General features: G+C 58.0%; 30 protein-coding genes and 1 pseudogene. 12 read left to right on the top strand and 19 right to left on the bottom strand.

From position 1 onward, the window contains the following. Positions 1 to 169 precede the first annotated feature (169 nt). The 3 genes from WHX55_RS04185 to WHX55_RS04175 are packed head-to-tail and all read right to left on the bottom strand — an operon-like array spanning position 170 to position 2,087. Positions 170 to 964 (bottom strand): hypothetical protein, encoded by a 795-nt coding sequence (locus WHX55_RS04185; protein ID WP_150754389.1) that lies wholly within the window; start codon positions 962 to 964, stop codon positions 170 to 172. A gap of 3 nt (positions 965 to 967) precedes the next feature. Further along, a complete protein-coding gene (locus WHX55_RS04180; RefSeq protein ID WP_150754388.1) occupies positions 968 to 1,552 on the bottom strand; it encodes a 2OG-Fe(II) oxygenase in 585 nt (194 codons plus the stop codon). Beyond that, on the bottom strand, positions 1,539 to 2,087 hold the full coding sequence (locus WHX55_RS04175) for a hypothetical protein (protein ID WP_150758017.1): 549 nt from the start codon (positions 2,085 to 2,087) through the stop codon (positions 1,539 to 1,541). Before WHX55_RS04175 ends, WHX55_RS04180 begins: the two co-directional genes overlap by 14 nt. A gap of 221 nt (positions 2,088 to 2,308) precedes the next feature. Between WHX55_RS04175 and WHX55_RS04170 the strand changes: the two are divergent. Next, a pseudogene (locus WHX55_RS04170) lies at positions 2,309 to 2,509 on the top strand (acyltransferase); the annotation flags it as partial. Between the two features lie 83 nt (positions 2,510 to 2,592). Here WHX55_RS04170 and cysN read toward each other — a convergent pair. The 3 genes from cysN to WHX55_RS04155 all read right to left on the bottom strand — a co-directional run bounded on the left by cysN (position 2,593) and on the right by WHX55_RS04155 (position 6,433). Beyond that, the gene (cysN, locus tag WHX55_RS04165) at positions 2,593 to 4,491 is read right to left on the bottom strand and encodes a sulfate adenylyltransferase subunit CysN (protein ID WP_150754386.1); all 1,899 of its coding nucleotides are present in this window, start codon (positions 4,489 to 4,491) and stop codon (positions 2,593 to 2,595) included. Between the two features lie 9 nt (positions 4,492 to 4,500). Continuing rightward, positions 4,501 to 5,418, bottom strand: a complete 918-nt coding sequence (cysD, locus tag WHX55_RS04160) for a sulfate adenylyltransferase subunit CysD (RefSeq protein WP_008046199.1) — start codon at positions 5,416 to 5,418, stop codon at positions 4,501 to 4,503. Between the two features lie 256 nt (positions 5,419 to 5,674). Continuing rightward, the gene (locus tag WHX55_RS04155) at positions 5,675 to 6,433 is read right to left on the bottom strand and encodes a Nif3-like dinuclear metal center hexameric protein (RefSeq protein WP_150727418.1); all 759 of its coding nucleotides are present in this window, start codon (positions 6,431 to 6,433) and stop codon (positions 5,675 to 5,677) included. 103 nt (positions 6,434 to 6,536) lie between these two features. Here WHX55_RS04155 and algW point away from each other — a divergent pair, with 103 nt between their 5' ends. After that, positions 6,537 to 7,697 (top strand): Do family serine endopeptidase AlgW, encoded by a 1,161-nt coding sequence (gene algW, locus WHX55_RS04150; protein ID WP_150727419.1) that lies wholly within the window; start codon positions 6,537 to 6,539, stop codon positions 7,695 to 7,697. 122 nt (positions 7,698 to 7,819) lie between these two features. On the opposite strand, the gene hisC is transcribed toward algW, so the two are convergent. The 10 genes from hisC to WHX55_RS04100 all read right to left on the bottom strand — a co-directional run bounded on the left by hisC (position 7,820) and on the right by WHX55_RS04100 (position 15,773). Next, complete coding sequence (hisC, locus tag WHX55_RS04145; RefSeq protein WP_150758018.1) at positions 7,820 to 8,872, bottom strand: histidinol-phosphate transaminase; 1,053 nt, start codon at positions 8,870 to 8,872, stop codon at positions 7,820 to 7,822. Positions 8,873 to 8,874: 2 nt separating this feature from the next. Next, positions 8,875 to 10,200: a histidinol dehydrogenase gene (hisD, locus tag WHX55_RS04140; RefSeq protein ID WP_150754382.1), complete on the bottom strand. Its 1,326-nt coding sequence runs from the start codon at positions 10,198 to 10,200 to the stop codon at positions 8,875 to 8,877. Between the two features lie 126 nt (positions 10,201 to 10,326). After that, on the bottom strand, positions 10,327 to 10,962 hold the full coding sequence (hisG, locus tag WHX55_RS04135) for an ATP phosphoribosyltransferase (protein WP_008018703.1): 636 nt from the start codon (positions 10,960 to 10,962) through the stop codon (positions 10,327 to 10,329). A 128-nt stretch (positions 10,963 to 11,090) separates the two neighbouring features. Next, entirely contained in the window at positions 11,091 to 12,356 is a 1,266-nt protein-coding gene (gene murA, locus WHX55_RS04130) for a UDP-N-acetylglucosamine 1-carboxyvinyltransferase (RefSeq protein WP_102702535.1), read from the bottom strand. Between the two features lie 22 nt (positions 12,357 to 12,378). Next, positions 12,379 to 12,618 carry a BolA family protein gene (locus WHX55_RS04125; RefSeq protein WP_008054378.1) on the bottom strand — a complete coding sequence of 80 codons (240 nt, stop codon included), beginning with the start codon at positions 12,616 to 12,618 and terminating at the stop codon, positions 12,379 to 12,381. Between the two features lie 114 nt (positions 12,619 to 12,732). Next, positions 12,733 to 13,038, bottom strand: a complete 306-nt coding sequence (locus WHX55_RS04120; protein ID WP_150727423.1) for an STAS domain-containing protein — start codon at positions 13,036 to 13,038, stop codon at positions 12,733 to 12,735. Next, complete coding sequence (locus tag WHX55_RS04115) at positions 13,035 to 13,688, bottom strand: ABC transporter substrate-binding protein (protein ID WP_150727424.1); 654 nt, start codon at positions 13,686 to 13,688, stop codon at positions 13,035 to 13,037. The genes WHX55_RS04120 and WHX55_RS04115 overlap by 4 nt, the downstream gene beginning before the upstream one ends. An 11-nt stretch (positions 13,689 to 13,699) precedes the next feature. Beyond that, entirely contained in the window at positions 13,700 to 14,167 is a 468-nt protein-coding gene (mlaD, locus tag WHX55_RS04110; protein ID WP_150727425.1) for an outer membrane lipid asymmetry maintenance protein MlaD, read from the bottom strand. Then, complete coding sequence (mlaE, locus tag WHX55_RS04105) at positions 14,167 to 14,964, bottom strand: lipid asymmetry maintenance ABC transporter permease subunit MlaE (protein ID WP_150727426.1); 798 nt, start codon at positions 14,962 to 14,964, stop codon at positions 14,167 to 14,169. Before mlaE ends, mlaD begins: the two co-directional genes overlap by 1 nt. Then, positions 14,964 to 15,773: an ATP-binding cassette domain-containing protein gene (locus WHX55_RS04100; RefSeq protein WP_007986707.1), complete on the bottom strand. Its 810-nt coding sequence runs from the start codon at positions 15,771 to 15,773 to the stop codon at positions 14,964 to 14,966. Before WHX55_RS04100 ends, mlaE begins: the two co-directional genes overlap by 1 nt. Positions 15,774 to 16,048: 275 nt before the next feature. On the opposite strand from WHX55_RS04100, the gene WHX55_RS04095 reads away from it, so the two are divergent. The 10 genes from WHX55_RS04095 to WHX55_RS04050 all read left to right on the top strand — a co-directional run bounded on the left by WHX55_RS04095 (position 16,049) and on the right by WHX55_RS04050 (position 23,161). Further along, positions 16,049 to 17,023: a KpsF/GutQ family sugar-phosphate isomerase gene (locus tag WHX55_RS04095; protein WP_007986704.1), complete on the top strand. Its 975-nt coding sequence runs from the start codon at positions 16,049 to 16,051 to the stop codon at positions 17,021 to 17,023. Next, positions 17,023 to 17,547 carry an HAD family hydrolase gene (locus WHX55_RS04090; RefSeq protein ID WP_008018712.1) on the top strand — a complete coding sequence of 175 codons (525 nt, stop codon included), beginning with the start codon at positions 17,023 to 17,025 and terminating at the stop codon, positions 17,545 to 17,547. The genes WHX55_RS04095 and WHX55_RS04090 overlap by 1 nt, the downstream gene beginning before the upstream one ends. Positions 17,548 to 17,554: 7 nt before the next feature. Next, positions 17,555 to 18,127 (top strand): LPS export ABC transporter periplasmic protein LptC, encoded by a 573-nt coding sequence (lptC, locus tag WHX55_RS04085; protein WP_150727429.1) that lies wholly within the window; start codon positions 17,555 to 17,557, stop codon positions 18,125 to 18,127. Beyond that, on the top strand, positions 18,114 to 18,662 hold the full coding sequence (gene lptA, locus WHX55_RS04080) for a lipopolysaccharide transport periplasmic protein LptA (protein WP_150754380.1): 549 nt from the start codon (positions 18,114 to 18,116) through the stop codon (positions 18,660 to 18,662). The genes lptC and lptA overlap by 14 nt, the downstream gene beginning before the upstream one ends. Continuing rightward, positions 18,662 to 19,387: an LPS export ABC transporter ATP-binding protein gene (lptB, locus tag WHX55_RS04075; protein WP_008054366.1), complete on the top strand. Its 726-nt coding sequence runs from the start codon at positions 18,662 to 18,664 to the stop codon at positions 19,385 to 19,387. Before lptA ends, lptB begins: the two co-directional genes overlap by 1 nt. Before the next feature lie 272 nt (positions 19,388 to 19,659). Further along, the gene (locus WHX55_RS04070) at positions 19,660 to 21,153 is read left to right on the top strand and encodes an RNA polymerase factor sigma-54 (protein ID WP_150727431.1); all 1,494 of its coding nucleotides are present in this window, start codon (positions 19,660 to 19,662) and stop codon (positions 21,151 to 21,153) included. Between the two features lie 74 nt (positions 21,154 to 21,227). After that, positions 21,228 to 21,536, top strand: a complete 309-nt coding sequence (gene raiA, locus WHX55_RS04065; RefSeq protein WP_007941242.1) for a ribosome-associated translation inhibitor RaiA — start codon at positions 21,228 to 21,230, stop codon at positions 21,534 to 21,536. Between the two features lie 12 nt (positions 21,537 to 21,548). Continuing rightward, a complete protein-coding gene (gene ptsN / locus WHX55_RS04060; protein WP_008046148.1) occupies positions 21,549 to 22,013 on the top strand; it encodes a PTS IIA-like nitrogen regulatory protein PtsN in 465 nt (154 codons plus the stop codon). Between the two features lie 2 nt (positions 22,014 to 22,015). Beyond that, a complete protein-coding gene (gene rapZ / locus WHX55_RS04055) occupies positions 22,016 to 22,873 on the top strand; it encodes an RNase adapter RapZ (RefSeq protein ID WP_150727432.1) in 858 nt (285 codons plus the stop codon). Between the two features lie 15 nt (positions 22,874 to 22,888). Then, on the top strand, positions 22,889 to 23,161 hold the full coding sequence (locus WHX55_RS04050; RefSeq protein WP_046040042.1) for an HPr family phosphocarrier protein: 273 nt from the start codon (positions 22,889 to 22,891) through the stop codon (positions 23,159 to 23,161). A gap of 45 nt (positions 23,162 to 23,206) precedes the next feature. Here the strand turns inward: WHX55_RS04050 and WHX55_RS04045 are convergent, their stop codons facing one another. Genes WHX55_RS04045 through WHX55_RS04035 form a run of 3 tightly spaced genes read right to left on the bottom strand, consistent with a single transcriptional unit; the run spans position 23,207 to position 25,174 of the window. Then, on the bottom strand, positions 23,207 to 24,100 hold the full coding sequence (locus WHX55_RS04045; protein ID WP_353742108.1) for a ZIP family metal transporter: 894 nt from the start codon (positions 24,098 to 24,100) through the stop codon (positions 23,207 to 23,209). 31 nt (positions 24,101 to 24,131) lie between these two features. Next, a complete protein-coding gene (locus WHX55_RS04040; RefSeq protein ID WP_150758023.1) occupies positions 24,132 to 24,743 on the bottom strand; it encodes a superoxide dismutase in 612 nt (203 codons plus the stop codon). Positions 24,744 to 24,745: 2 nt separating this feature from the next. Continuing rightward, entirely contained in the window at positions 24,746 to 25,174 is a 429-nt protein-coding gene (locus tag WHX55_RS04035) for a hypothetical protein (protein WP_150758024.1), read from the bottom strand. Between the last annotated feature and the right edge of the window lie 16 nt (positions 25,175 to 25,190).

Raw genomic sequence — 25,190 nt, 5'->3', positions numbered from 1 at the left:
AAACGGAGCTCAGTTCCAAGCGATGAAGCTGACGATTACCCACACACCAGCGCACTCTTAAGTTCAGCCTGACTCGGGCTTGTCGCTTAAGACTGTCGAATATCCAGTTGGTTTTTACTGAAAATCTGAAGACAAAAATCAGGAACAGACAACTTATATATGGGTTTCGCTACACATAACCATCACTTCCCCCAGTACAGCATCCATACTCATCACCGCTGTCATCAGAGCCATCATTAATCTCAAGCGGCCCGATAGTTACAACTGGGATAACATCAGGAGGAGGAGCCGGTAAAACAGGAGATATTGGTATATATACCCCTCCACCGCCAATATTTTCATCGAAAACAGGTACCGCTGAGGGCTGTAGCTCTCCGGTTTCAGATATCCAATTACAGGAAAGCATCTGATTGCCGTAGACATCCCTCAAAGTGTTTTTGTGGACAATTTGCATATCCGGCGCACATACATAGTCAAGGTAGCTTTCCAACCCTTTATCGCTGAAGAAATTTTTTGCATTTGTCGCAATAGCACCAACCACTTCTGAATTATAAATCGAATATATACCGGTGCCGATAGCTACAACACTTAAGGTAGCAACAACCGAAAATGGCGCAGCTAGCAAAACAGCCATGGTTGCAATCACCCCTGCAACATTACCAACTAGACTGACAACGTCACCCGCCTTAATTTCGCGTCCATCTCTGAAGTCGACCCCTATTTTTAGAAAAGTTATCGTGCCGGCGACCATATTGACCGGCATATTTACAATCGGAACATAAGGACCTGCTAATTTTGTCACCGACGTAACACTCGCTATCACAGCACCGGTTTGCACCGACTGATTCAGCAACACCATCCCAGTTCCGTTGACTAAAAACTGATCTGATACTGCAGTCGCCCCCGAGCCAATAGTTACACCATCATTGACGACAGCTACAAATATTTCAGCTTTCCCGGCCATATATTACTCCTTAATCACAGTTTTGAACGCAAGCGTCATCCTTACCTGATCACACTTTACTGAAGGCGATCTCGCCGCATGTGGAACTCGTCCATCAAAAATCACCACACGCCGCGATTTTGGAAGTACTGATTTAATAATTTTTTCTTTTTTGTCATCGTAGAATACGAGCTCACCTCCCCAGGACGTTGGCCAGTGCTCATTACAAAACACGATCACTGTCATCCCTGGATGCGTCTTGTTATCCCGATGTATGATCGTGTCTTGCCCAAATGTTTGCCCATTTGCATAAACACCTAATAACGTGATTTTGAAATCATGTAATATTGATAACCTTTCCCAGAAGCCGACAAGAAAACGCCAAGATTCACTTCTGCCTAATTCGTCTAAACATGATTTCCGATCCGGCCGACCTTTACCCGCAATAAAAACATGCCAACAAGGCCTAACAAATGGAAGCTCCTCATAATTTGGCCAGTTGTATCTCCAAACGGCGCCCTTGAGTTGAACATTTATGCATTCCTCTTCCCCTTGAGTTAAAAAATCGTCAATTACAAATATCTCATCATCAATCTTATTTATTTTCACAAGCCATCCTTTTCGCTGCACATCTATTCCAAACACCAGTCAAAAAAACAATATAAAGGAAATACAACGATGAAATAAACAACAAAGAAAGCACAAAGTAATTATCGATATTAACTGAGCTAGCCCAGCGCAATATATCTTGACGACTTATCAACAACCCATAATCTTCATCATATACTCCCCAAACAAATTTTTTACTTTGGTCAGCATCTACTGCCACCCACAACCTTCTTGGCTTATCAAAGTCCGTGTACATAACATCACGATTCGAAGCCTCAATTATATATTTGTAAGCAGCGTCATCAGCTCCAACCCTCAGATACAAAAAAGATGTTGTCTTTGAAGCTTGCGAATGCCCCCTATATACAAAAGCATCTTTCATAACTAACTTATCAGGAACCGGAGGAACTTCTATCAACCTACTATAAATATAAAGAGAAAAAACAAGATACAACAACAGAACAATTACACAGAAAATGATCTCAAAAGCACTAGAAACATAACCAACCGGAACTGGAAAAATTTTATTTCGCACACCTTGATCCTCAAGCGAAGGCTTACTTTTTAAGCAACCACCGACTTCCTTGCAATTGCTCGACTTGATACAACCTGCGCAAAAACACATCTACCCTGTTGCAAACACTATTCTCATTCACAAAACAATAAAACTTCATAACTTCCGACTTTCTTGTAGTCCATTTCCGGTCAAGGATTCTGACTATTCCTTCTGACTTTAGATTTTCAGAGGCTTCCTGGTTCTGGGATCTGCTATGTGGATACGTGAAAGACGTGGTGGCGCATTTTCAGCAACTGAACATTCCGCTGCAGTTCATCGGCAAGAATTACGACCAGGACGGTGAATACCGCCTGCAATTTCAGGGTTGGATCAATCAGCTGTGGCAAGACAAGGATGCGTTGCTTGCGCAGATGCATCGCGAGTATCCAGCGAAGTATTGAGGTGCCAGCGAAGGCGTTTTCAAGAACACAAAAAAACCCGCCGATGATCACTCATCGGCGGGTTTTTCATTTGCGGCTAAAGCTTAGATCGCACCACGCTCACGCAGCAGACCCAGCACTTGCTTGACGCTTTCCTCCAGCGAAACGGACTGGGTGTCGATCACCAGATCGGCATCCAGCGGCACGTCGTATGGGAAGGACTCGCCCGGGATGTTATCCCCGGCCGCCGCGTACAGGCCTTGCGGATCACGCTCGGCGCAGACTGTCGGCGAAGCCTGGACGTAGACCGTCAGCAGACGCTCCTTGCCGATCAGTTCCCGGGCCTGTTCACGACCTTCAGCACTCGGGGCAACGAACGCTGCGAGGGTCAGCAGACCGGCTTCGTTGAACTGACGCGCAACGTGCGCGGCACGACGCCAGTTCTCGGTACGCCCGGCGCGATCCTGTGGCAGACCTTTGTTCAGGTCGTGACGCAGGTTCTGGCCATCGAGTACGAACACCGCACGGCCAAGGTCGAACAACTTGCGTTCAACCGCATACGCCAGGGTGCTTTTGCCCGCGCCCGACAGGCCGCTGAACAACACGGTGGCCGGTTGCTGGCCGAAGCGCTGCGCGCGTTCTTCGGTGGCGACGTGGGCCAGTTTGCCGTGGTGCGTGCTGGTGCCATGGGCCAACGGCTGGGCGACGATCATGCCCGCGCCAACGGTGCCGTTGGTCAAGCGGTCGATGATGATGAAGGCGCCGGTGGTGCGGTTGCTGTCGTAACCGTCGAGGGCAATCGGCGCATCGAGCGCGATCTTGACCTTGCCGATTTCGTTCAGTTGCAACGCGCTGGCCGGACCTTCTTCCAGGGTGTTCACGTCGACCTTGTTGACGATGCTGGCGATGGAGCCCGGCACGTAACTGGTGGCGCGTTTGATGTCGTATTTCTTGCCCGGCAGCATCGGCTCTTCAGCCATCCACACCAGCATGGCTTCGAAGCTGTCGGTCACCGGCGGCACGTTGTCGGCGTGAACCAACAGATCGCCACGGGAGATATCGATTTCGTCTTCCATGGTCAGCGTGACTGCCTGACCAGGACCTGCGTGCTCCAGTTCACCTTCGAAGGTGACGATGGATTTCACGCGGCTGCTCTTGCCCGACGGCAGCACCACGACTTCGTCGCCTTTCTTGACGATGCCGCTGGCCAGCGTACCGGCGAAGCCACGGAAGTTCAGGTTCGGACGGTTGACGTACTGCACCGGGAAACGCAGGTCGGTGAAGTTGCGATCGCCCGCCACTTCCACGGTCTCGAGGATTTCCATCAGCGACTGGCCGGTGTACCACGGCGAACGCTCGGACTTGTTCACCACGTTGTCGCCCTTCAAAGCCGACATCGGCACGAAGTGCATCGTGGTGGGCTTCATCTTCAAGCCTTCGGCGAACTGCAGGTAATCGGCCTTGATCGACTCGAACACGCCCTGGTCGAAGTCCTTGAGGTCCATCTTGTTGATGGCCACAACGATGTGCTTGATGCCCAGCAGCGAGGCGATGAAGCTGTGGCGACGGGTCTGGGTCTGCACGCCGTAACGGGCGTCGACCAGGATGATCGCCAAGTCACAGGTGGAAGCACCGGTGGCCATGTTGCGGGTGTACTGCTCATGGCCAGGGGTGTCGGCGATGATGAATTTGCGCTTGGCGGTAGAGAAGTAGCGGTACGCAACATCGATGGTGATGCCTTGCTCACGCTCGGCCTGCAGGCCGTCGACCAGCAGCGCCAGGTCGATGTCTTCACCGGTGGTGCCGACTTTTTTCGAGTCGCGGGTAATGGCTTCCAGGTGATCTTCGTAGATCATCTTGGAGTCGTGCAGCAGGCGCCCGATCAGGGTGCTCTTGCCGTCGTCGACGTTACCGCAGGTCAGAAAGCGCAGCAGCTCTTTACGTTCGTGCTGGCCCAGGTAGGCGAGGATGTCCTCGCTGATCAAATCAGATACGTGCGACATGACAACCCCTTAGAAATAACCCTGACGTTTTTTGTCTTCCATCGAGCCTGCGCCATCGTGGTCGATGACACGGCCCTGGCGCTCGGAAGTTCGCGTCAGGAGCATTTCCTGAATGATGTCCGTGAGGCTTTCGGCCTCGGACTCCACCGCGCCCGTCAACGGGTAGCAACCAAGGGTACGGAAACGCACTTTCTTTTTGACGATGCGCGCTTTGTCTTCATCGCTCAGGTGCTCGAGGATGCGCTCGTCGTCGATCATGATCAGCGTGCCGTTCTTCTCGATGACTTCACGCTCGGCGGCGAAGTACAGCGGAACGATCGGGATGCCTTCAAGGTAGATGTACTGCCAGATGTCCAGCTCGGTCCAGTTCGACAGTGGGAAGACGCGGATCGACTCGCCCTTGTTGACCTTGCCGTTGTAGACGTTCCACAGTTCGGGGCGCTGGTTTTTCGGATCCCAGCGGTGCTTGCTGTCGCGGAACGAGTACACACGCTCTTTCGCGCGGGATTTCTCTTCATCGCGACGGGCGCCGCCGAATGCTGCGTCGAAACCATACTTGTCGAGTGCCTGCTTCAGGCCCTCGGTCTTCATGATGTCGGTGTGCTTGGCGCTGCCGTGGGTGAACGGGTTGATGTCCTGCGCCACGCCGTCCGGGTTGACGTGGGTGATCAGGTCGAGGCCCAGCTCGGCGACCATCTTGTCGCGGAAGCTGTACATCTCCTTGAATTTCCAGCGAGTGTCGACGTGCATCACCGGAAACGGCAGCTTGCCCGGGAAGAACGCCTTGCGTGCCAGATGCAGCATCACGGCGGAATCTTTACCGATGGAGTACAGCATCACCGGGTTATCGAACTCGGCGGCCACCTCGCGGATGATGTGGATGCTTTCCGCCTCCAGCTGTTTCAGATGCGTCAGTTTGTCGACCATGGCTACTCACGAAAACTTTCTTATGAACGGCCAGCGGGCCGTGTTCGAGCGGGGATCCTAGCACAGCGACCTCTTCTAATCAGGACGCCAACTAGATCGAAAGAGCATATGAATATGCCCCCGCGTTTGGGCCAAACGCACCCCCTGTAGGAGCGAGCCTGCTCGCGATGGTCGTCAACGATAACGCTGGGAGCCTGACACCCCGCGGTGTTCTCGGGTTCATCGCGAGCAGGCTCGCTCCTACAGGGATGGCGTTTCAGATCGGATTCGGACAATCGATGAAGATGTGTTCCAACGCAAAGCGCCGCGCCAGATAATCCCCCAGCGCCTGAACGCCGTAGCGCTCGGTCGCATGGTGACCGGCGGCAATGAAGCTGATGTCGTTTTCCCGGGCGCTGTGGAAGGTTTGCTCGGAAGCCTCGCCGCTGAGGTACAGATCGACGCCGGCCAGAATGGCCTGATCGATGTAACCCTGGCCACCACCGGTGCACCAGCCGATACGGCGGACCATGGCGCTGCCTTCGATCAACAGCGGCTCACGCCCCATCACTTCCTGGACGCGGCGGGCGAAATCCCGGGGCATCATCGGCTCATTCAGCGAGCCGACCAGGCCGACGATCTTCAGATTGTCCGGGTCCAGCGGACCTTCGACGGTGATGTCGAGTTGCCGCGCGAGCTGCACGTTATTGCCGACGTCCGGGTGCAGGTCCAGCGGCAGGTGATAGGACAACAGGCTGATATCGTGCTTGAGCAGGGTCTTCAAGCGGCGCTGTTTCATGCCGGTGATGCACGGGTTCTCGCCTTTCCAGAAGTAGCCATGATGCACCAGCACCAGGTCGGCACTGGCCTCCACGGCCGCATCGAGCAAGGCCTGGCTGGCGGTGACACCACTGACAATGCGCATCACTTGCGGACGGCCTTCGACTTGCAAGCCGTTGGGGCAGTAATCGGCGATTTTGGCGCTGTTGAGGTAACGGTCGGCTTCTTCGACCAGGGTGCTCAGGGCGACGGCCATGAAAGACTCCTAAATATCCCGTTCAGAGGCGCGTGCGGCCTCGTATAATGCGCGTCATTATGAGCGGTCTCATACCGCCTGCAACTCTCTCAGGAACTGCTTAATGCTCAAGGCGCTGCGTTTTTCCGGCTGGCCGCTGTTGGCCGGCGTGCTTGTCGCTCTTTTGATAATCCAGCGTTACCCGCAGTGGGTCGGGCTCCCGAGCCTCGACGTGAATCTGCAACAAGCGCCACAAACCACCAGCATGCAGCAGGGCCCGGTGTCTTATGCCGAAGCGGTATCCACCGCGGCGCCGTCGGTGGTGAACCTGTACACCACCAAAGTCATCAACAAACCCAATCATCCGTTGTTCGAAGATCCGCAGTTCCGTCGCTTCTTCGGCGACAATTCGCCCAAGCAGAAACGCATGGAGTCGAGCCTCGGTTCCGGCGTGATCATGAGCCCGGAAGGCTACATCCTGACCAACAACCACGTGACCAGCGGCGCCGACCAGATCGTGGTAGCGCTCAAGGACGGCCGGGAAACCCTGGCGCGGGTGATCGGCAGCGACCCGGAGACTGACCTCGCGGTTCTGAAAATCGACCTGAAGAACCTGCCATCGATCACCGTGGGGCGCTCCGACAACATCCGCATCGGCGACGTCGCGCTGGCCATCGGCAACCCGTTCGGCGTCGGCCAGACCGTGACCATGGGCATCATCAGCGCCACCGGGCGCAACCAACTGGGCCTGAACAACTACGAAGACTTCATCCAGACCGATGCGGCGATCAACCCGGGCAACTCAGGCGGTGCGCTGGTGGATGCCATCGGCAACCTGACCGGCATCAACACGGCGATCTTTTCCAAGTCCGGGGGCTCCCAGGGCATTGGTTTCGCGATCCCGGTGAAGCTGGCGATGGAAGTGATGAAGTCGATCATCGAGCACGGCCAGGTGATTCGTGGCTGGCTGGGTATCGAAGTGCAGCCGCTGACCCAGGAGCTGGCCGAGTCGTTCGGCTTGTCCGGGCGCCCTGGCATTGTCGTGGCGGGGATTTTCCGCGATGGTCCGGCACAGAAGGCCGGCCTGCAACTGGGTGATGTGATTCTTGCCATCGATGGCGAACCGGCCGGTGATGGCCGTCGCTCGATGAATCAGGTGGCGCGGATCAAGCCGACCGACAAGGTCGCGATCCAGGTGATGCGCAACGGCAAGGAGCTCAAGCTGACGGCAGAAGTCGGCCTGCGTCCACCGCCGGCTCCGGTCAAGGACGCAGAAGAAAAGTAAGCTGTAGCCAAAACCAATGTGGGAGCGAGCCTGCTCGCGATGGCGATTTAACAGTCAACAAAGATGTTGAGTGTTATGGCCTTATCGCGAGCAGGCTCGCTCCCACAGGTTTTGAGGGTGGTTTAGAGGTCGCCGAGGCCGTCGATCAGCGCCTGGTTCTGCTCTGGCGTGCCGATGGAGATCCGCAGGAACTGGGCAATCCGCTCCTGCTTGAAGTGCCGAACGATCACGCCTTGCTCGCGCAGCTTCGCCGCAAGCCCCGCCGCATCGTGCCGGGGGTGACGGGCGAAAATGAAGTTCGCCGCCGATGGCAGCACTTCAAAACCCTTCTCCTCTAGCTGTGCAACGACCTTCTCGCGATTCTCGATCACCAACCGGCAGGTCTTGTCGAAATACTCGCGATCGTCGAACGCGGCGGCAGCGCCGACATTCGCCATGCGATCCAGCGGATAGGAGTTGAAGCTGTTCTTGATCCGCTCCAGCGCCTCGATCAGGTCGGGATGGCCGACCGCCAGGCCTACCCGCAGACCGGCCAGGGAACGGGACTTGGACAGGGTCTGGGTCACCAGCAGGTTTGGATAACGATCGACCAGGGAGATTGCCGTCTCGCCGCCGAAATCGATGTAGGCTTCGTCGACCACCACCACCGAATCCGGGCTGGCCTTGAGAATCTGCTCCACCGCTTCCAGCGCCAACAGGCAACCGGTCGGCGCATTCGGGTTAGGGAAGATGATCCCGCCGTTCGGTTTGGCGTAGTCCGCCGGGTTGATCTGGAACTGCTCGTCCAGCGGCACCGCGTCGAACTTGATGCCGTACAACCCGCAGTAGACCGGGTAGAAGCTGTAGCTGATGTCCGGGAACAGCAGCGGCTGATCGTGTTGCAACAAACCGTGGAAGATGTGCGCCAGCACTTCATCGGAACCGTTGCCGAGGAACACCTGATTGCCTTGCACGCCGTAGTACCTGGCAACGGCTTGCTTGAGCAGGTCGCTGTTCGGGTCCGGGTACAGACGCAGATTGTCATTGAGTTCGGTTTGCATCGCCGCGAGGGCTTTTGGCGATGGGCCGTACGGGTTTTCGTTGGTGTTTAGCTTGACCAGTTTGGTCAGCTTGGGTTGTTCGCCCGGCACGTAAGGCACCAGATCCTTGACGAACGGGCTCCAGAATTTACTCATGTTCATTTCACCTGCTTGTCGTCAACGATGCGGTATTCGGCGCTGCGGGCATGGGCGGTCAGCGACTCGCCACGGGCCAGCACGGAAGCGGTTTTGCCCAACTCGGAAGCACCCTGTTCGGAACAGAAAATGATCGACGAGCGTTTCTGGAAGTCGTACACACCCAGTGGCGAGGAGAACCGGGCAGTGCCGGAAGTCGGCAACACGTGGTTCGGGCCTGCGCAATAGTCGCCCAGGGCTTCGGAGGTGTGACGCCCCATGAAGATCGCACCGGCGTGGCGGATTTGCGGCAGCCAGGCTTGTGGATCGGCAACGGACAATTCGAGGTGCTCCGGCGCGATGCGGTTGGCCACTTCGATGGCTTGCTCCATGTCACGCACCTTGATCAGTGCACCACGGCCATTGATCGAGGTCTCGATGATCGCGGCGCGCTCCATGGTCGGCATCAGCTTGGCGATGCTGGCGGCGACCTTGTCGAGGAACTCGGCGTCGGGGCAGACCAGAATCGCCTGGGCGTCTTCGTCGTGCTCGGCCTGGGAGAACAGGTCCATGGCGATCCAGTCCGGATCGGTCTGGCCGTCGCACACCACGAGGATCTCGGAGGGCCCGGCGATCATGTCGATACCAACCTGGCCAAACACGTGGCGCTTGGCGGTGGCGACATAGATGTTGCCCGGGCCGACCACTTTATCGACCTTCGGCACGCTTTCGGTGCCGTAAGCCAATGCAGCAACGGCTTGAGCGCCACCGATGGTGAACACACGGTCGACGCCGGCGATGCAGGCAGCAGCCAGCACAAGTTCGTTGATTTCACCGCGCGGGGTCGGCACCACCATGACCACTTCGGTGACGCCGGCGACCTTGGCCGGAATCGCGTTCATCAACACCGACGACGGGTACGACGCCTTGCCGCCCGGTACGTACAGGCCGGCGCGGTCCAGCGGCGTGACTTTCTGGCCCAGCACGGTGCCGTCGGCCTCGGTGTAGCTCCAGGAGTCCTGCTTCTGTTTTTCGTGGTAGCTGCGCACACGGGCGGCGGCGACTTCCAGGGCTTCGCGCTGAGGCACGGAGATGCGGGTGAGCGCCAGCTCCAGACGCTCGCGCGGCAGGATCAGGTCGGCCATGGACTTCACGTCCAGGCCGTCGAACTGCCGGGTAAAGTCCACCAGTGCCGCGTCGCCACGCTCACGCACGGCCTTGATGATGTCCAGCACCCGCTGATTGACCGAGTCGTCAGACACACTTTCCCAGCTCAGCAGATGATCCAGATGATGCGCGAAATCCGGGTCAGCAGCGTTGAGTCGGCGAATTGCAGTCGGTGCGGTCATAGCGAGAGCCTCATAGGAATGGCAAAAACTCAGGCGCCCTAACTTAGCAGTCGTTTCCGCTTGGGCACCTGAGAATTCTGGCTATGAGGCGGATAGACGGGCGCGACTTAACGTCGCGCGGGTGAATCAGCCGCGGTGTCGAGACTCCACTGCCTTGCGCAGGGTGTCGATCAACGCCTGGATACGGGCGTGCTGCATCTTCATCGAAGCTTTGTTGACGATCAGCCGGGAGCTGATGGCAGCAATGAAATCCTGTGGCTCCAGGCCGTTGGCCCGCAGTGTGTTACCGGTGTCGACCACGTCGATGATCTTGTCGGCAAGGCCGATCAGCGGTGCCAGCTCCATCGAGCCGTACAGCTTGATGATGTCGACCTGACGACCCTGCTCAGCGTAGTAACGCTTGGCAACGTTGACGAACTTGGTGGCGATGCGCAGGCGACCCTTGGGCTCGACCGCGCCAACCTTGCCGGCAGTCATCAACTTGCACTGGGCAATTTGCAGGTCCAGTGGCTCGTACAGGCCCTGGCCGCCATATTCCATCAGCACATCTTTACCGGCAACACCGAGGTCGGCGGCACCATGTTCGACATAGGTCGGCACATCGGTGGCACGCACGATCAGCAGGCGTACATCTTCCTGGGTCGTGGGAATGATCAGCTTGCGGCTCTTGTCCGGATTCTCGGTCGGCACGATGCCCGCTTCAGCCAGAAGCGGCAGGGTGTCGTCAAGGATGCGGCCCTTGGACAGTGCGATGGTCAACATGGGAAACGTCAGTCCTTATCAAGGTACTCATGCCCGGTCGCAAATGGCGCCGGACACACATCGAGCCGGAAACCGGCTCGACTTGAAACAAAACCAATGGGCACGTCCCTGTGCCCCATCTGTAACAACTAGCCCGGAACGCGGCGGATCTTGGCGCCCAGCATCTGCAGTTTTTCTTCGATGCACTCGTAGCCACGGTCTATGTGGTAGATGCGGTCGATCAGGGTGTCGCCTTCGGCGATCAGCGCCGAGATCACCAGGCTGGCCGAAGCACGCAGGTCGGTCGCCATCACTGGCGCGCCCTTGAGTTTTTCGGTGCCGGTAACGATGGCGGTATTGCCTTCGACCTGGATCTTGGCGCCCATGCGGTGCAGCTCGTAGACGTGCATGAAGCGGTTTTCGAAGATCGTCTCGATCACAGCACCGGTGCCTTCGGCAATGGCGTTGAGGGAGATGAACTGCGCCTGCATGTCAGTCGGGAACGCCGGGTACGGAGCGGTCCGCACGTTGACAGCTTTCGGACGCTTACCGTGCATGTTCAGCTCGATCCAGTCTTCGCCGCAGGTAATTTCGGCACCGGACTCACGGAGCTTTTCCAGAACGGCTTCGAGGATGGTCGGATCGGTGTCCTTGACCTTCACGCGGCCGCCGGTCACGGCAGCGGCAACCAGGTAGGTACCGGTTTCGATACGGTCTGGCATCACTTTGTAAGTGGTGGTGTGCAGACGCTCGACGCCATCGATGGTGATGGTGTCGGTACCGGCGCCGGAAACCTTGGCACCCATGGCGTTCAGGAAGTTCGCCAGGTCGACCACTTCAGGCTCGCGCGCGGCGTTAGCCAGGACGCTGCGGCCTTTGGCCAGCGCTGCGGCCATCATGATGTTTTCGGTACCGGTCACACTGACGGTGTCGAAGAAGAAGTGCGCACCGCGCAGGCCGCCTTCAGGCGCCTTGGCCTTGATGTAGCCGCCTTCGACGTCGATGACTGCGCCCATGGCTTCCAGGCCACGGATGTGCAGGTCAACCGGACGCGAACCGATGGCGCAACCGCCAGGCAAGGCGACTTCGGCTTCACCGAAACGGGCAACCATCGGGCCCAGTACCAGAATCGACGCACGCATGGTTTTAACCAGTTCGTACGGTGCGACCAGGGTCTTGATGGTGCGCGGGTCGATTTCGACGGCGAGTTTCTCGTCGATCACCGGCTCAATGCCCATGCGGCCGAACAGCTCGATCATGGTGGTGATGTCGTGCAGGTGCGGCAGGTTGGCCACGGTCACCGGGCCATCGCACAGCAAGGTGGCAGCCAGGATCGGCAGGGCAGAGTTCTTTGCCCCGGAGATGCGGATTTCGCCGTCAAGACGAGCACCGCCAGTAATAATCAATTTATCCATAAGAATCTCGACGCCCTTGGGCTCAGGTGCGCTCGGCCCAGGCCGCGCTGCTGAAAAATTTCATAGTGACCGCATGGATGCTGCCATCGGTGATCCACGGGTTCAAATGGGCATAGATCTGCTGCTGACGCTTCACCGGGCTCAACGCCGCCAGTTCATCGCTAATCACGTTCAGCTGGAAATTGCAGCCTTCGCCCTCGACTTCTACTTTCGTTCCGGGCAGCTTTCCTTCTAGGAAGCTCTTCACTTCTACGGCCTGCATGCTCAACCTCAATCGGCGCCCTGTGCGCGCGGGTCGGACATCATACAAAAAAGCCCCGCGCCTGCGAACCCCGCCAAGCAGGACTCGGACGGGGGGCTTTTTTATAGATGCGTGTCAGGGGTGCGCCAACAGCTCGGTCATCTCGCTGACCTGAGCGATTTCACGCATGTCTTCCGGCATCCCGTGGATGCTCAGGGCCTTGCCGGCCGCCTGCGCATCGCGGATAAAGCACAGCAACAACGACAAACCAACACTGCTGGACTTGGTCACCGCCGAGCAATCGACCACCAGCGCCGCAGCCTTGCTGGCCTTGATCAGCGCCTTGCCCTGCTCGCGCAGGCCAGGGCCGGTGCGGTAATCCAGCACGCCACTGAGTCGCAGCTCGCCTGCTTCGTCCATCTGGACTGCCGACTCACTCATTGGGCTGACTGCTCTGGTTTCTTGTCGGTGGCTTCCTTGGCCTTGGCGACTTCCCCGGCCCAACCATTGATGGTCTTGTCCAGGTCGTTGCCATTGCGCTGCATCGCATCGGCGAACTGATCGCGGAACAGCTTGCCGATGTTGATGCCGTTGATGATGACGTTACGCAGTTTCCACTCGCCGTTGATCTTTTCCAGCGTGTAGGACACTGGATAGATCGCGCCGCTGCTGCCCTTGACGGTCATGCCGACACTGGTACGGTCGCCCGATTCGTCTTTGGCCGGATCAACGGTGATGCCCTGGTTGTTGTACTCCAGCAAGGCATTGCCATAGAACTGGAACAGACCCTTCTTGAAGTTTTCTTCGAAGGTCTTCATCTGCGCAGGCGTAGCTTTCTTCGAGTATTTGACCGTCATGATGCTCTTGGAAATACCCTCGGCATCCACAACCGGCCCGACGATGGTGTTCAGCGCCGCATAAAAGTCTTGCGGATCCTGCTTGTACTTTTCTTTATTGGCCGCCAGATCGGCCAGCATCCGATTAGTGGTGTCCTGTACCAGATCGTGCGCCGAAGGCGCCGCCACGGCGTTGGCTACCAGCGGCAGCGCCGCGAGCAGTACCAAAAGGCCACGTCGCAAGGTAGAGATCATTTAACAGTTCCTCATTTAGCTTCTTTGCTAACGGTATTGAGCAGGAATTTACCGATCAGGTCTTCGAGCACCAACGATGACTGCGTGTCATGGATGGTTCCACCATCCTTGAGCAGGGTGTCTTCCCCGCCCACGCTGAGACCGATGTACTTCTCGCCCAACAGGCCAGCGGTCAGAATAGATGCAGTAGAGTCCGCAGGCAGATTATCGATGCGTTTTTCCAGCTGCATGGTCACCCGACCGGTGAAACTGTCGCGATCCAGATCGATGGCCGTGACCTTGCCGATGGTCACACCGGCCATGGTCACCTTTGCTCTGACCGTCAAACCGGCGATATTGTCGAAGTAGGCGTAAAGTTTATATGTGTCGGTGCTCGGAGTCGGAGACAGGCCACTGACCCGCAACGCCAACAAGAGCAAAGCCAGGATGCCAGCCAGCAAGAAAAGGCCGACACCGATTTCCAGGGTGCGGTTTTGCATCAGAAATCTCCAAACATCAAGGCGGTCAGAATAAAGTCCAGGCCGAGCACTGCCAACGAGGCATACACAACGGTCTTGGTAGTGGCACGACTGATCCCCTCGGAAGTGGGTTCGCAGTCATAGCCTTGGAATACGGCGATCCAGGTCACGACAAAGGCAAAGACGATGCTTTTGATGATCCCGTTGAGCACATCGTCCGCGAAGGTCACGCTGTTCTGCATGTTCGACCAGTAGGAGCCTTCATAGACCCCCAGCCAGTCAACCGCCACCCACGAGCCGCCCCAGATACCCACCACGCTGAAAATCATCGCCAGCACCGGCAGGGAAATGAAACCGGCCCACAAGCGTGGCGCGATGATGTACTTGAGCGGGTCGACCCCGATCATTTCCAGGCTGGACAACTGCTCGGTGGACTTCATGTTGCCGATTTCGGCGGTCAACGCCGAACCTGCGCGCCCGGCGAACAGCAAGGCGGTCACCACCGGCCCCAGTTCACGCAGCAGCGTCAGCGCCACCATCTGCCCGACGGCCTGTTCTGAACCATAGCTGGAAAGAATGTTGAAGCCTTGCAGCGCCAGCACCATGCCGATGAATACCCCGGAGACCACGATGATCACCAGGGACATCACGCCCACCGAGTGCAACTGCTTGACCAGCAGCCCGAAACCGCCACCGATTCCGCCCCGGCCAAGCAAGGAATGGAACAGGAACAGGCTCGAACGCCCGAACACCGCCAACACATCGATGCCGGCCTGGCCGAAGCGGCGAACGCGTTCTACCAATGAAATTCTGCGCATCAGCGCTTCCCCAGAAGATCTGCGCGGTAATCCGTCGCTGGAAAGTGGTACGGAACCGGGCCGTCGGGTTCACCGGTCATGAACTGACGAATGCGCGGCTCATCCGAGTTCATCAACTCGTCCGGCGTGCCCTGCCCCAATACCTGACCATCGCCCACCACATAAATATAATCGGCAATGCTCGCGGTCTCGGCCAGGTCGTGGGATACCACGATGCTGGTGATGCCCAGCGCATCGTTGAGCAAACGAATCAGACGCACCAGAACGCCCATTGCGATGGGGTCCTGGCCGACAAAGGGCTCGTCGTACATGAGGATCTGTGGATCGAGCGCGATCGCCCGGGCCAGCGCGACACGGCGCTTCATGCCGCCGGAAAGCTCGTCGGGCATCAGTTCGATGGCACCGCGCAAGCCCACGGCCTGCAGCTTGAGCAGGACGATGTCGCGGATCATTTCGTCCGGCAGTTGCGTGTGAACCCGCAGCGGAAAAGCGACGTTCTCGAAGACATCGAGGTCGGTAAACAGTGCACCGCTCTGAAACAGTACGCCCATATGCTTGCGCGCATCGAACAGATCGCTGCGCGACAGTTTTGGCAGGTTCTGACCGTTGACCCAGACTTCGCCCTTGGTGGGCCGCAACTGGGCGCCCATCAGACGCAAGAGCGTGGTCTTGCCACACCCGGAAGGCCCCATGATGCCGGTGACCTTGCCGCGTGGGATACGGATATCGACATTATTGAAAATGCTGCGCGCACCGCGCTTGAAGGACAGTCCCTTCAGCTCGACCGCGTAGGCGTTATCGGCACTCATCTAAACTCCTTGCGATGCAGCCTCTCACTCGGACGCCTGACTTTCTCACGAAAGCACATACCTCCCGGGCAGGCCGAACTGGCGGCGAACTATATCACTGCAAAGGCTGCGCCCCCAAGGCCAAAGCCAGGACATGTTCAACTGTATGACAGGTTGAAAGCCCCGTTTAGAAGGTTTCCGGCAACAAGGATGACAATGCGCGACGAACTAGCGTGAGGGATTCGATCATAACCGCTATAATCGCCGCCTTTTCATCAGGCTATACGATTTCTGACATGAGCCAATCCAGCGACCTGATTCAATCAGCACAACGCACCATCCGCCTCGAGGTAGAAGCCGTGCAAGGCCTGCTACCCCATATCGACGCAGATTTCGTACGCGCTTGCGAGATGATTCTGGCCAGCAAAGGCCGCGTGGTCGTGGTCGGCATGGGCAAGTCGGGGCACATCGGCAACAAGATTGCCGCGACCCTGGCCAGCACCGGCACCACGGCATTTTTTGTGCACCCGGCTGAAGCCAGCCACGGTGACATGGGCATGATTACCCGTGACGACATCATTCTGGCGCTCTCGAACTCCGGCTCCACCAATGAAATCGTGACCCTGCTGCCACTGATCAAACGCCTGGGCATTCAATTGATCAGTGTGACCGGCAATCCTGACTCCGCGCTGGCCAAGGCCGCCGAGGTCAACCTGAATGTTCACGTCGAACACGAAGCCTGCCCGTTGAACCTGGCACCCACCTCGTCGACCACCGCCGCCCTGGTCATGGGCGACGCCCTGGCCGTCGCGCTGCTGGAAGCCCGTGGCTTTACCGCCGAAGACTTCGCCTTTTCCCATCCCGGCGGCGCCCTGGGCCGACGCCTGCTGCTGAAAGTGGAAAATGTCATGCACGCAGGCCAGGAACTGCCGCAGGTGCAGCGCGGCACCCTGCTCAAGGACGCGCTAATGGAAATGACCCGCAAAGGCCTGGGCATGACCGTGATCCTGGAAGCCGATGGAAAGCTGGCCGGGATCTTTACCGACGGTGACTTGCGCCGCACGCTGGACCGTAGCATCGACATCCATAGCGCTACAATCGACCAGGTCATGACTGCACATGGCAAGACTGCCCGCGCCGAGATGCTCGCCGCCGAAGCGCTGAAAATCATGGAAGATCATAAAATCAACGCGCTGGTCGTGGTCGACCGTGAAGACCGCCCGGTCGGCGCCTTGAACATGCACGACTTGCTGCGTGCAGGAGTAATGTAATGAGTGCGGACCTGTTGCAACGCGGCAAACAGATCAAACTGGCAGTGTTCGATGTCGATGGCGTGCTGACCGACGGGCGCCTGTACTTCCTCGAAGACGGCAGCGAATTCAAGACCTTCAACACACTCGACGGCCAGGGTATCAAGATGCTGATGGCCGCTGGCGTGCAGACGGCCATCATCAGTGGCCGCAAGACCCCGGTGGTCGAGCGACGGGCCAAAAACCTCGGCATCCCGCATCTGTATCAGGGGCGCGAAGACAAACTGGTGGTACTCGATGAGCTACTGGCCCAACTCAACCTGAGCTATGAGCAGGTGGCCTACCTCGGCGATGACCTGCCGGACCTGCCGGTGATTCGCCGCGTCGGCCTGGGCATGGCGGTGGCCAATGCCGCCAGCTTCGTGCGTGAACACGCTCACGGCATCACCCTCGCCCGTGGCGGCGAAGGTGCCGCTCGCGAATTCTGCGAATTGATCCTGCGCGCCCAGGACCGCCTCGATGCGGCCAATGCGGCGTACCTGTGAGCCCACTATGCTGAGCAAAAAGTTTCGCAACACCCTGATGTTCAGTTGCATCGCGGCGATATTCGCCGCGGTTGGCTACTGGAACATCAGCCCGGAACGCTTCCTCGACAAGCCGGTAACGCCGGTCGATGAAAGCGCGATCGACTATTACGCCATCAACGCCCACAGCGTGCAGTACCTGCCGGACGGCAAGCTGCAATATGATCTGGTGTCCGACAAGGTCGAGCACCTGAAAGCGACCGAGGTGACATTGTTGACCAACCCCGACCTGAATGTGTTCCGCGGCACTGAATTCCCGTGGCACGTCCAGAGCCTGCGCGGCGAGGTCAACCCTGATGGCACACAGGTCGAACTGATCGATGACGTGCGCATCACGCGCTTTGACGAGAAAAACCGTAAAACCCTGATCACCAGCACCCGCATGACCGTGTTCCCGCAGCAGCAATATGCGCAGACCGAGCAAGACGTTAGAATCGACGGCGCTGGCGGTGTATCGACTGGCAAGGGAATGAAGGCGTATTTGAAAGAAAGCAGGATACACCTGCTATCGAACGTAAGAGGACAGTATGAGGCTCGTTAAAACCCTCCCGATTTTGCTCAGTCTGGGCGCAGCACTGGGAAGCGTGAGCGCCTGGGCTCTGCCGGAAGATCAACAGCAGCCTATCCGCATTCAGGCCGACGATGCCCAACTGGACGACAAGCAAGGTATTGCTACCTATAAGGGTGACGTGATCATCACCCAAGGCTCGATGAAGGTGACAGGCAACACCGTTACCATTACCCGCACCCCGGCTGGCGACATCGACGTAGTGACCTCGGTGGGCAACCTGGCGTACTTCGAGCAATTGCAAACAGCTGGCGATACCAAGCCTGTTCAGGGCTGGGGCGTGACGATCCAGTATCACGCCGCGCAAAATCGCGTCGTACTGATCGACAAGGCCAAAGTTGTCGACAAGGACAACAACGTCACCCAAGGCGAGAAAATTGTCTACGACACGGACAAGAAGCTCGCCAGCGCCGGTCGCGCCACAGGCAGCAAGGTCACCGAGGCGCGCCCGCGCATCGACATGGTGATCCAGCCGAAGAAGAAAACCGACGAGCAAAAGGCCCAGTAATGGCAACTCTGAAAGCTCAGCATCTGGCCAAGAGCTACAAGAGCCGCCAGGTCGTGCGCGACGTCAGCCTGTCCATCGACAGCGGTCAGATTGTCGGCCTGCTTGGCCCGAACGGCGCCGGCAAGACCACCTGCTTCTACATGATTGTCGGCCTGGTACAGGCCGACCAGGGCCGCGTCCTGATCGATGACCTGGACGTCAGCCACCAGCCGATGCATGGCCGCGCAAAGGCCGGTATCGGCTACTTGCCGCAGGAAGCATCGATCTTCCGCAAACTGTCGGTGGCCGACAACATCATGGCCATCCTCGAGACCCGCAAGGAGCTCGACAAGGCCGGTCGTCGCAAAGAGCTGGAAAGCCTGTTGCAGGAATTTCACATCAGCCACATCCGCGACAACCTCGGCATGAGCCTGTCCGGTGGTGAGCGCCGCCGCGTTGAAATCGCCCGCGCCCTGGCCACCAACCCGAAATTCATCCTCCTCGACGAACCCTTCGCCGGCGTGGACCCGATTTCGGTCGGTGACATCAAGCAGATCATTCACCACCTCAAGGCCAAAGGCATTGGCGTGCTGATCACGGACCACAACGTTCGTGAAACCCTGGATATCTGTGAAACCGCCTATATCGTCAATGACGGTCAACTGATCGCTGAAGGCGACGCTGAAACCATCCTGGCCAACGACCTGGTGAAGGAAGTGTACCTGGGCCACGAATTCCGCCTGTAAGACACCGAGGTGCCAGAGCAGTCGACGGGCGCTTGTCTCGATAAAAAATCAACTCTTTTTTATTGTTACAGCGCTCCAGGCAAACCCGACGCTTCAAAGATGTTCAGGAGCCAGCCGGAGCAACCTGTCAACAAAACTTTGCAGCTTTTATTGTTACAGCGCTCTAGGCAAACCCTTCAGTTTCAGGCATATAATTTGCTTATGTTTGGCGCCCCGGCGCCCTGTAGTGGATGGCGCATGTGCGCCGGCGAATAAGGTGTTAAGCCCCTGCCATGAAACCATCGCTAGTCTTGAGAATGGGCCAGCAGCTGACGATGACACCGCAGCTGCAACAGGCCATCCGCCTGCTCCAATTGTCGACCCTGGACCTGCAACAGGAAATCCAGGAGGCCCTGGAGTCCAATCCGATGCTCGAACGCCAGGAAGAAGGCGACGACTTCGACAATTCCGACCCCTTGGCCGACAACGCCGAACAAAAGCCCAACACTGACATCCAGGAGCCCTCCTACCAGGAAAGCGCCCCGACGGTTGATAACCTCGATGAAGGTGACTGGAACGAGCGCATCCCCAACGAACTCCCCGTCGACACCGCGTGGGAGGACGTTTACCAGACCAGCGCCAGCAGCCTGCCCAGCAGTGACGACGACGAGTGGGACTTCACCACCCGCACCTCGGCCGGCGAAAGCCTGCAGAGCCACTTGCTGTGGCAGCTGAACCTGGCCCCGATGTCCGATACCGATCGCCTGATCGCCGTGACCCTGATCGACTGCATCAACAATCAGGGCTACCTGGACGAAACCCTCGAGGAAATCCTCGAAGCCTTCGACCCGGAACTGGACATCGAACTGGACGAAATCGAAGCCGTCCTGCACCGCATCCAGCAGTTCGAGCCCGCCGGCATCGGCGCCCGCAACCTGGGTGAATGCCTGTTGCTGCAATTGCGTCAGTTGCCAGCCAAGACACCTTGGCTGGCCGAGGCCAAGCGCCTGGTCACCGATTACATCGACCTGCTTGGCAGCCGCGACTACAGCCAGTTGATGCGCCGCATGAAGCTCAAGGAAGATGAACTGCGCCAGGTCATCGAACTGGTCCAGAGCCTCAACCCGCGCCCGGGCTCGCAGATCGAGTCCACCGAAGCCGAGTACGTCGTTCCTGACGTTATCGTGCGCAAGGACAACGAGCGCTGGCTGGTGGAGCTGAATCAGGAGTCGGTGCCACGTCTGCGGGTCAACGCCCAGTACGCCGGTTTCGTGCGCCGCGCCGACACCAGCGCCGACAACACCTTCATGCGCAATCAGTTGCAGGAGGCCCGCTGGTTTATCAAGAGCCTGCAAAGCCGCAATGAAACCCTGATGAAGGTTGCCACCCAGATCGTCGAGCATCAACGCGGCTTTCTGGAGTACGGCGACGAAGCCATGAAGCCGCTGGTCCTGCATGACATCGCCGAAGCGGTCGGCATGCATGAATCGACGATTTCACGGGTGACCACCCAGAAGTTCATGCACACCCCCCGGGGCATTTATGAACTGAAGTACTTTTTCTCCAGTCACGTAAGCACCTCCGAAGGCGGCGAATGCTCGTCCACGGCGATCCGGGCAATCATCAAAAAACTGGTTGCCGCGGAAAATCAGAAAAAGCCGTTGAGTGACAGCAAGATCGCTGGTTTACTGGAGGCACAAGGCATTCAGGTGGCTCGCCGCACCGTCGCCAAGTACCGCGAATCCCTCGGGATCGCGCCTTCGAGCGAACGCAAGCGGTTGATGTAGAGCCACGCCACAGCGTTCCAGTGGTAGATCATCTGATCTACCGCTTTATGCACTGGCAACGAAGGAGAAGCTGTATGCAAGTCAACATCAGTGGACACCAACTGGAAGTGACCGAACCTCTTCGCACCTACATCGGCGAAAAACTCGAACGATTGGAGCGACATTTCGACAAGATCACTAATGTGCAGGTCACGATGACCGTCGAAAAACTGAAGCAGAAAATCGAAGCCACGCTGCATATTCCCGGGAATGAAGTGGTCGCAAACGCGGAACATACCGATATGTACGCCGCGATCGACGCACTCACCGACAAGCTGGATAAACAACTCAAAAAACATAAGGAAAAGACCCAGAGCCTCCTCCAGGGCGCAACCGGTCGTTAACACTCCCTACCCATGATCCGACTTGAAAGTATCCTGACCCCCGGCCGTTCCCTGGTGAACGTGCCGGGAGGCAGTAAAAAGAAAGCCCTCGAACAAATTGCCAATCTGATCGCCCGCGAAGTGCCGGCCCTGGAGATGCAAGATGTCTTCGAGGCACTGATTGCCCGTGAAAAACTCGGCTCCACCGGGTTTGGCAATGGCATCGCCATTCCACATTGCCGTCTCAAGGGCTGTGTTTCGCCCATCAGTGCATTGATGCACCTGGACGCCCCTATCGATTTCGACGCCATCGATGGTGCGCCGGTTGACCTGCTGTTCGTGCTGCTGGTCCCGGAAGCCGCCACCGATGCGCACCTTGAGCTGCTGCGACAGATCGCCAGCATGCTCGACCGCAAGGAAGTTCGCGAAAAGCTGCGTAGTGCTGCAAGCAACGAAGCCCTGTATCAGGTTGTCCTGGACGAGCAAAACGGTCAGTAATCATGCGCTTGATCATCGTCAGTGGCCGTTCCGGCTCAGGTAAAAGTACCGCCCTCAACGTTCTTGAGGACAACGGCTACTACTGCATCGACAACCTGCCTGCCGGCCTGCTGCCGGAGTTGGCCGAACGCGCCTTGGTTCATACCGAGCTGTTACAGCCGCTGGTCGCCGTTTCCATTGACGCGCGCAACCTGCCCAGCCACCTGTCACGCTTCCCCGACCTGCTCGAGGAAGTCCGTGCCCGCCACATCCAGTGCGATGTGCTGTACCTGGACGCCGACGAAGAAACCCTGCTCAAGCGCTTCTCGGAAACCCGCCGACGTCACCCCCTGACCAATGCCAACCGTTCGCTGGCCGAAGCCATCAGCGTCGAGAGCGACCTGCTCGGGCCGATTGCCGACCTCGCCGATCTCAAGATCAACACCACCAGCCTGAACCTGTACCAGCTGCGCGACGCCATCAAACTGCGCCTGCTGAATCAGCCAGAGCCGGGCACTGCGTTCCTGGTGGAGTCCTTCGGGTTCAAGCGTGGTATGCCGGTGGACGCCGACCTGGTGTTCGATGTGCGCTGCCTGCCCAACCCTTACTGGAAACCGGAATTGCGCGAGCAGTCCGGGCTCGATCAACCGGTTGCCGACTATCTGGCGGCACAACCGGATGTCGAAGAGATGTTCCAGGACATTTCCACATACCTGCTAAAGTGGCTGCCGCGTTTTGCCGCCAGCAACCGCGCCTATGTCACCATTGCCATTGGCTGCACTGGCGGACATCACCGTTCCGTCTACCTGACCGAGCGTCTGGGGCAGGCGCTGCAAAAATCACTGAAGAACGTCCAGGTTCGCCACCGCGACCTCAGCTAAAGGATTCACACCGCGATGCCTGCTCTGGAAATCGAAATCATCAACAAGCTGGGCCTGCATGCTCGCGCTTCTGCAAAATTCGTTGGGGTGGCGGGTCAGTTCCCGTGCCAGATCCGGGCCGGTCGTACACCAGAGTCCATGGTCGATGGCAAAAGCATCATGGCGATGATGATGCTGGCCGCCGGCAAAGGCACCACGATTCACTTGAGCACCGAAGGCGAGCAGGAACAGGAAGCGCTGAACGCGCTGGTGGCGTTGATCAACAACTTCTTCGACGAAGGCGAATAACACTACGACGGGTGAGCTTTTGTGGCGAGGGGGCTTTGCCACAAATCAAGCCAGCGCTGTATCCATCACCATCATCAAACAGAACCCCATCAGCAGCCCGAGGCTGGCAAGCTTGTCATGACCATTGCGGCGCGACTCGGGAATGATTTCATGGGTCACCACCAGCAACATCGCCCCCGCCGCCAGTGCCAACCCCAAAGGCAGCAGCAGTTCGGCCAGGCTCACCAGCCACGCGCATAGCAGTGCGAACACAGGTTCGACCAACCCAGATGCGGCACCGATCAGGAACGCCTTGATCCTGGACATCCCTGCCCCGGCCAGTACCAAAGCGATGACCAACCCTTCCGGCACATCTTGCAAGGCAATGCCAATGGCGAGACTGTCGGCGTCAGGCATTCCACCACCGGCCGAAACACCCACAGCCATGCCTTCCGGGATGTTGTGGGCGATGATCGCAAACACAAACAACCAGATCCGCGGAGGAATGACCGGTCGCTCCAGCGTGCCGACCAGCATGTCCGGACTGGCCCCGGAGACCTTCCGATCCACCAGGAACAACCCGAATGCGCCGAGCATAATGCCGAAGCTGATCAGCCCACTGGACGCCCAGGGTGACAGGCCAAGCCCTTCGGCGGCAGAGATGCCCGGAACGATCAGCGAAAATGCCGTCGCCGCGAGCATCACGCCAGCGCCAAACCCAAGCAAAGTGTCGCTGAGCATCTGTGGCATCCGCCGAATCACCAACACCGGCACCGCGCCCAGCGCGGTACCCAAGGCGCAGATCGCACCGCCCTGCAGTGCACGTAGCAACTTCGGCTCAAGGTCGAGCCATGCCAGCCCATGGGCAACCAATAGGCTCATACCCGCCAGCAGTAACAGCGATCCAAACGCGTAACGAAACATCCGTCCACTTCCGATCGCCAGTGTTTCAGTGCCCATAGCCCTGCCTTGGATTGTTTTTATAAAAGACTTAAACCAGTGCGGTCTGATAGCGCGCAGCGACTTGCGGCCAATTGATCACGTTGTAGAACGCGCTGATGTATTCCGGACGACGGTTCTGATAACGCAGGTAATAGGCGTGTTCCCAGACGTCGAGGCCCAGAATCGGGGTATTGCCGTTCATTAGCGGACTGTCCTGGTTACCGCTGCTTTCCACCACCAGGGTCTGTTGCGGGGTCACGCTCAGCCAGGCCCAGCCACTGCCGAAGCGGGTCAATGCAGCCTTGGTAAAGGCTTCCTTGAAGCTGTCGAGGCCGCCCAGTTGTTCATCGATGGCCTTGGCCAGCGCACCTTCGGGCTCGCCACCACCGCCGGGCGTCATGACTTCCCAGAACAGCGAATGGTTGGCGTGGCCGCCCCCTTGGTTGATCACCGCCGCACGCAGTTTTTCCGGCAGTTGTTGGACGGCAGACACCAGTTTCTCCACGGGCCACTCGGCATACTCGGTACCCTCGACGGCCGCGTTGAGGTTGTTGATATAAGTCTGGTGATGCCTGGTGTAGTGGATCTCCATGGTCTGCGCATCGATGTGCGGTTCCAGGGCGTCGTAGGCGTACGGCAAGGCAGGCAAGGTAAAAGCCATGTTCAATGGACTCCATAATGATGAGGCGCAGGCGAAGCGACATCGATGTGCAGCAGTCGATGGGTACGCGGGTACTCACCGTGCTCACTGATGAAATTCAGCAGCTCAACGTAGGTCTTGCTGCTCTGGCGCAACGCCGCTTCACGCAATGCTTGTGGTAGCCGCGGGTCCTGCATGGTCTGCAACAGCCGTTGGTGGATGGCACATAGGTATTCGGCGCTCTCCTCCGGCTGGTTCAGACGCAGGTGCAGGTCCGCCAGGTTGTGATGGGAAATCACGCAGGCCGCCACCGCTTCGTCGGCATCCGCCCAGCGCTCGAACAGCACCTGGGCCAGGGCCAGTGCCTGCAGGTACGCCTCGCGGGCATCGACTAATTCGCCCAGCATGAAAAAGCGATTGGCTCTTTCGATCGTGCGTTTCCAGTGCTCCATGGTGCGCCTCCAAAGC

This window comes from Pseudomonas fluorescens, from assembly GCF_040448305.1.
Classification (GTDB): Bacteria; Pseudomonadota; Gammaproteobacteria; order Pseudomonadales; family Pseudomonadaceae; genus Aquipseudomonas; species Aquipseudomonas fluorescens_BH.
The sequence above is the reverse complement of the archived record's forward strand: the minus strand, read 5'-3'. Positions and strand labels throughout refer to the sequence as shown.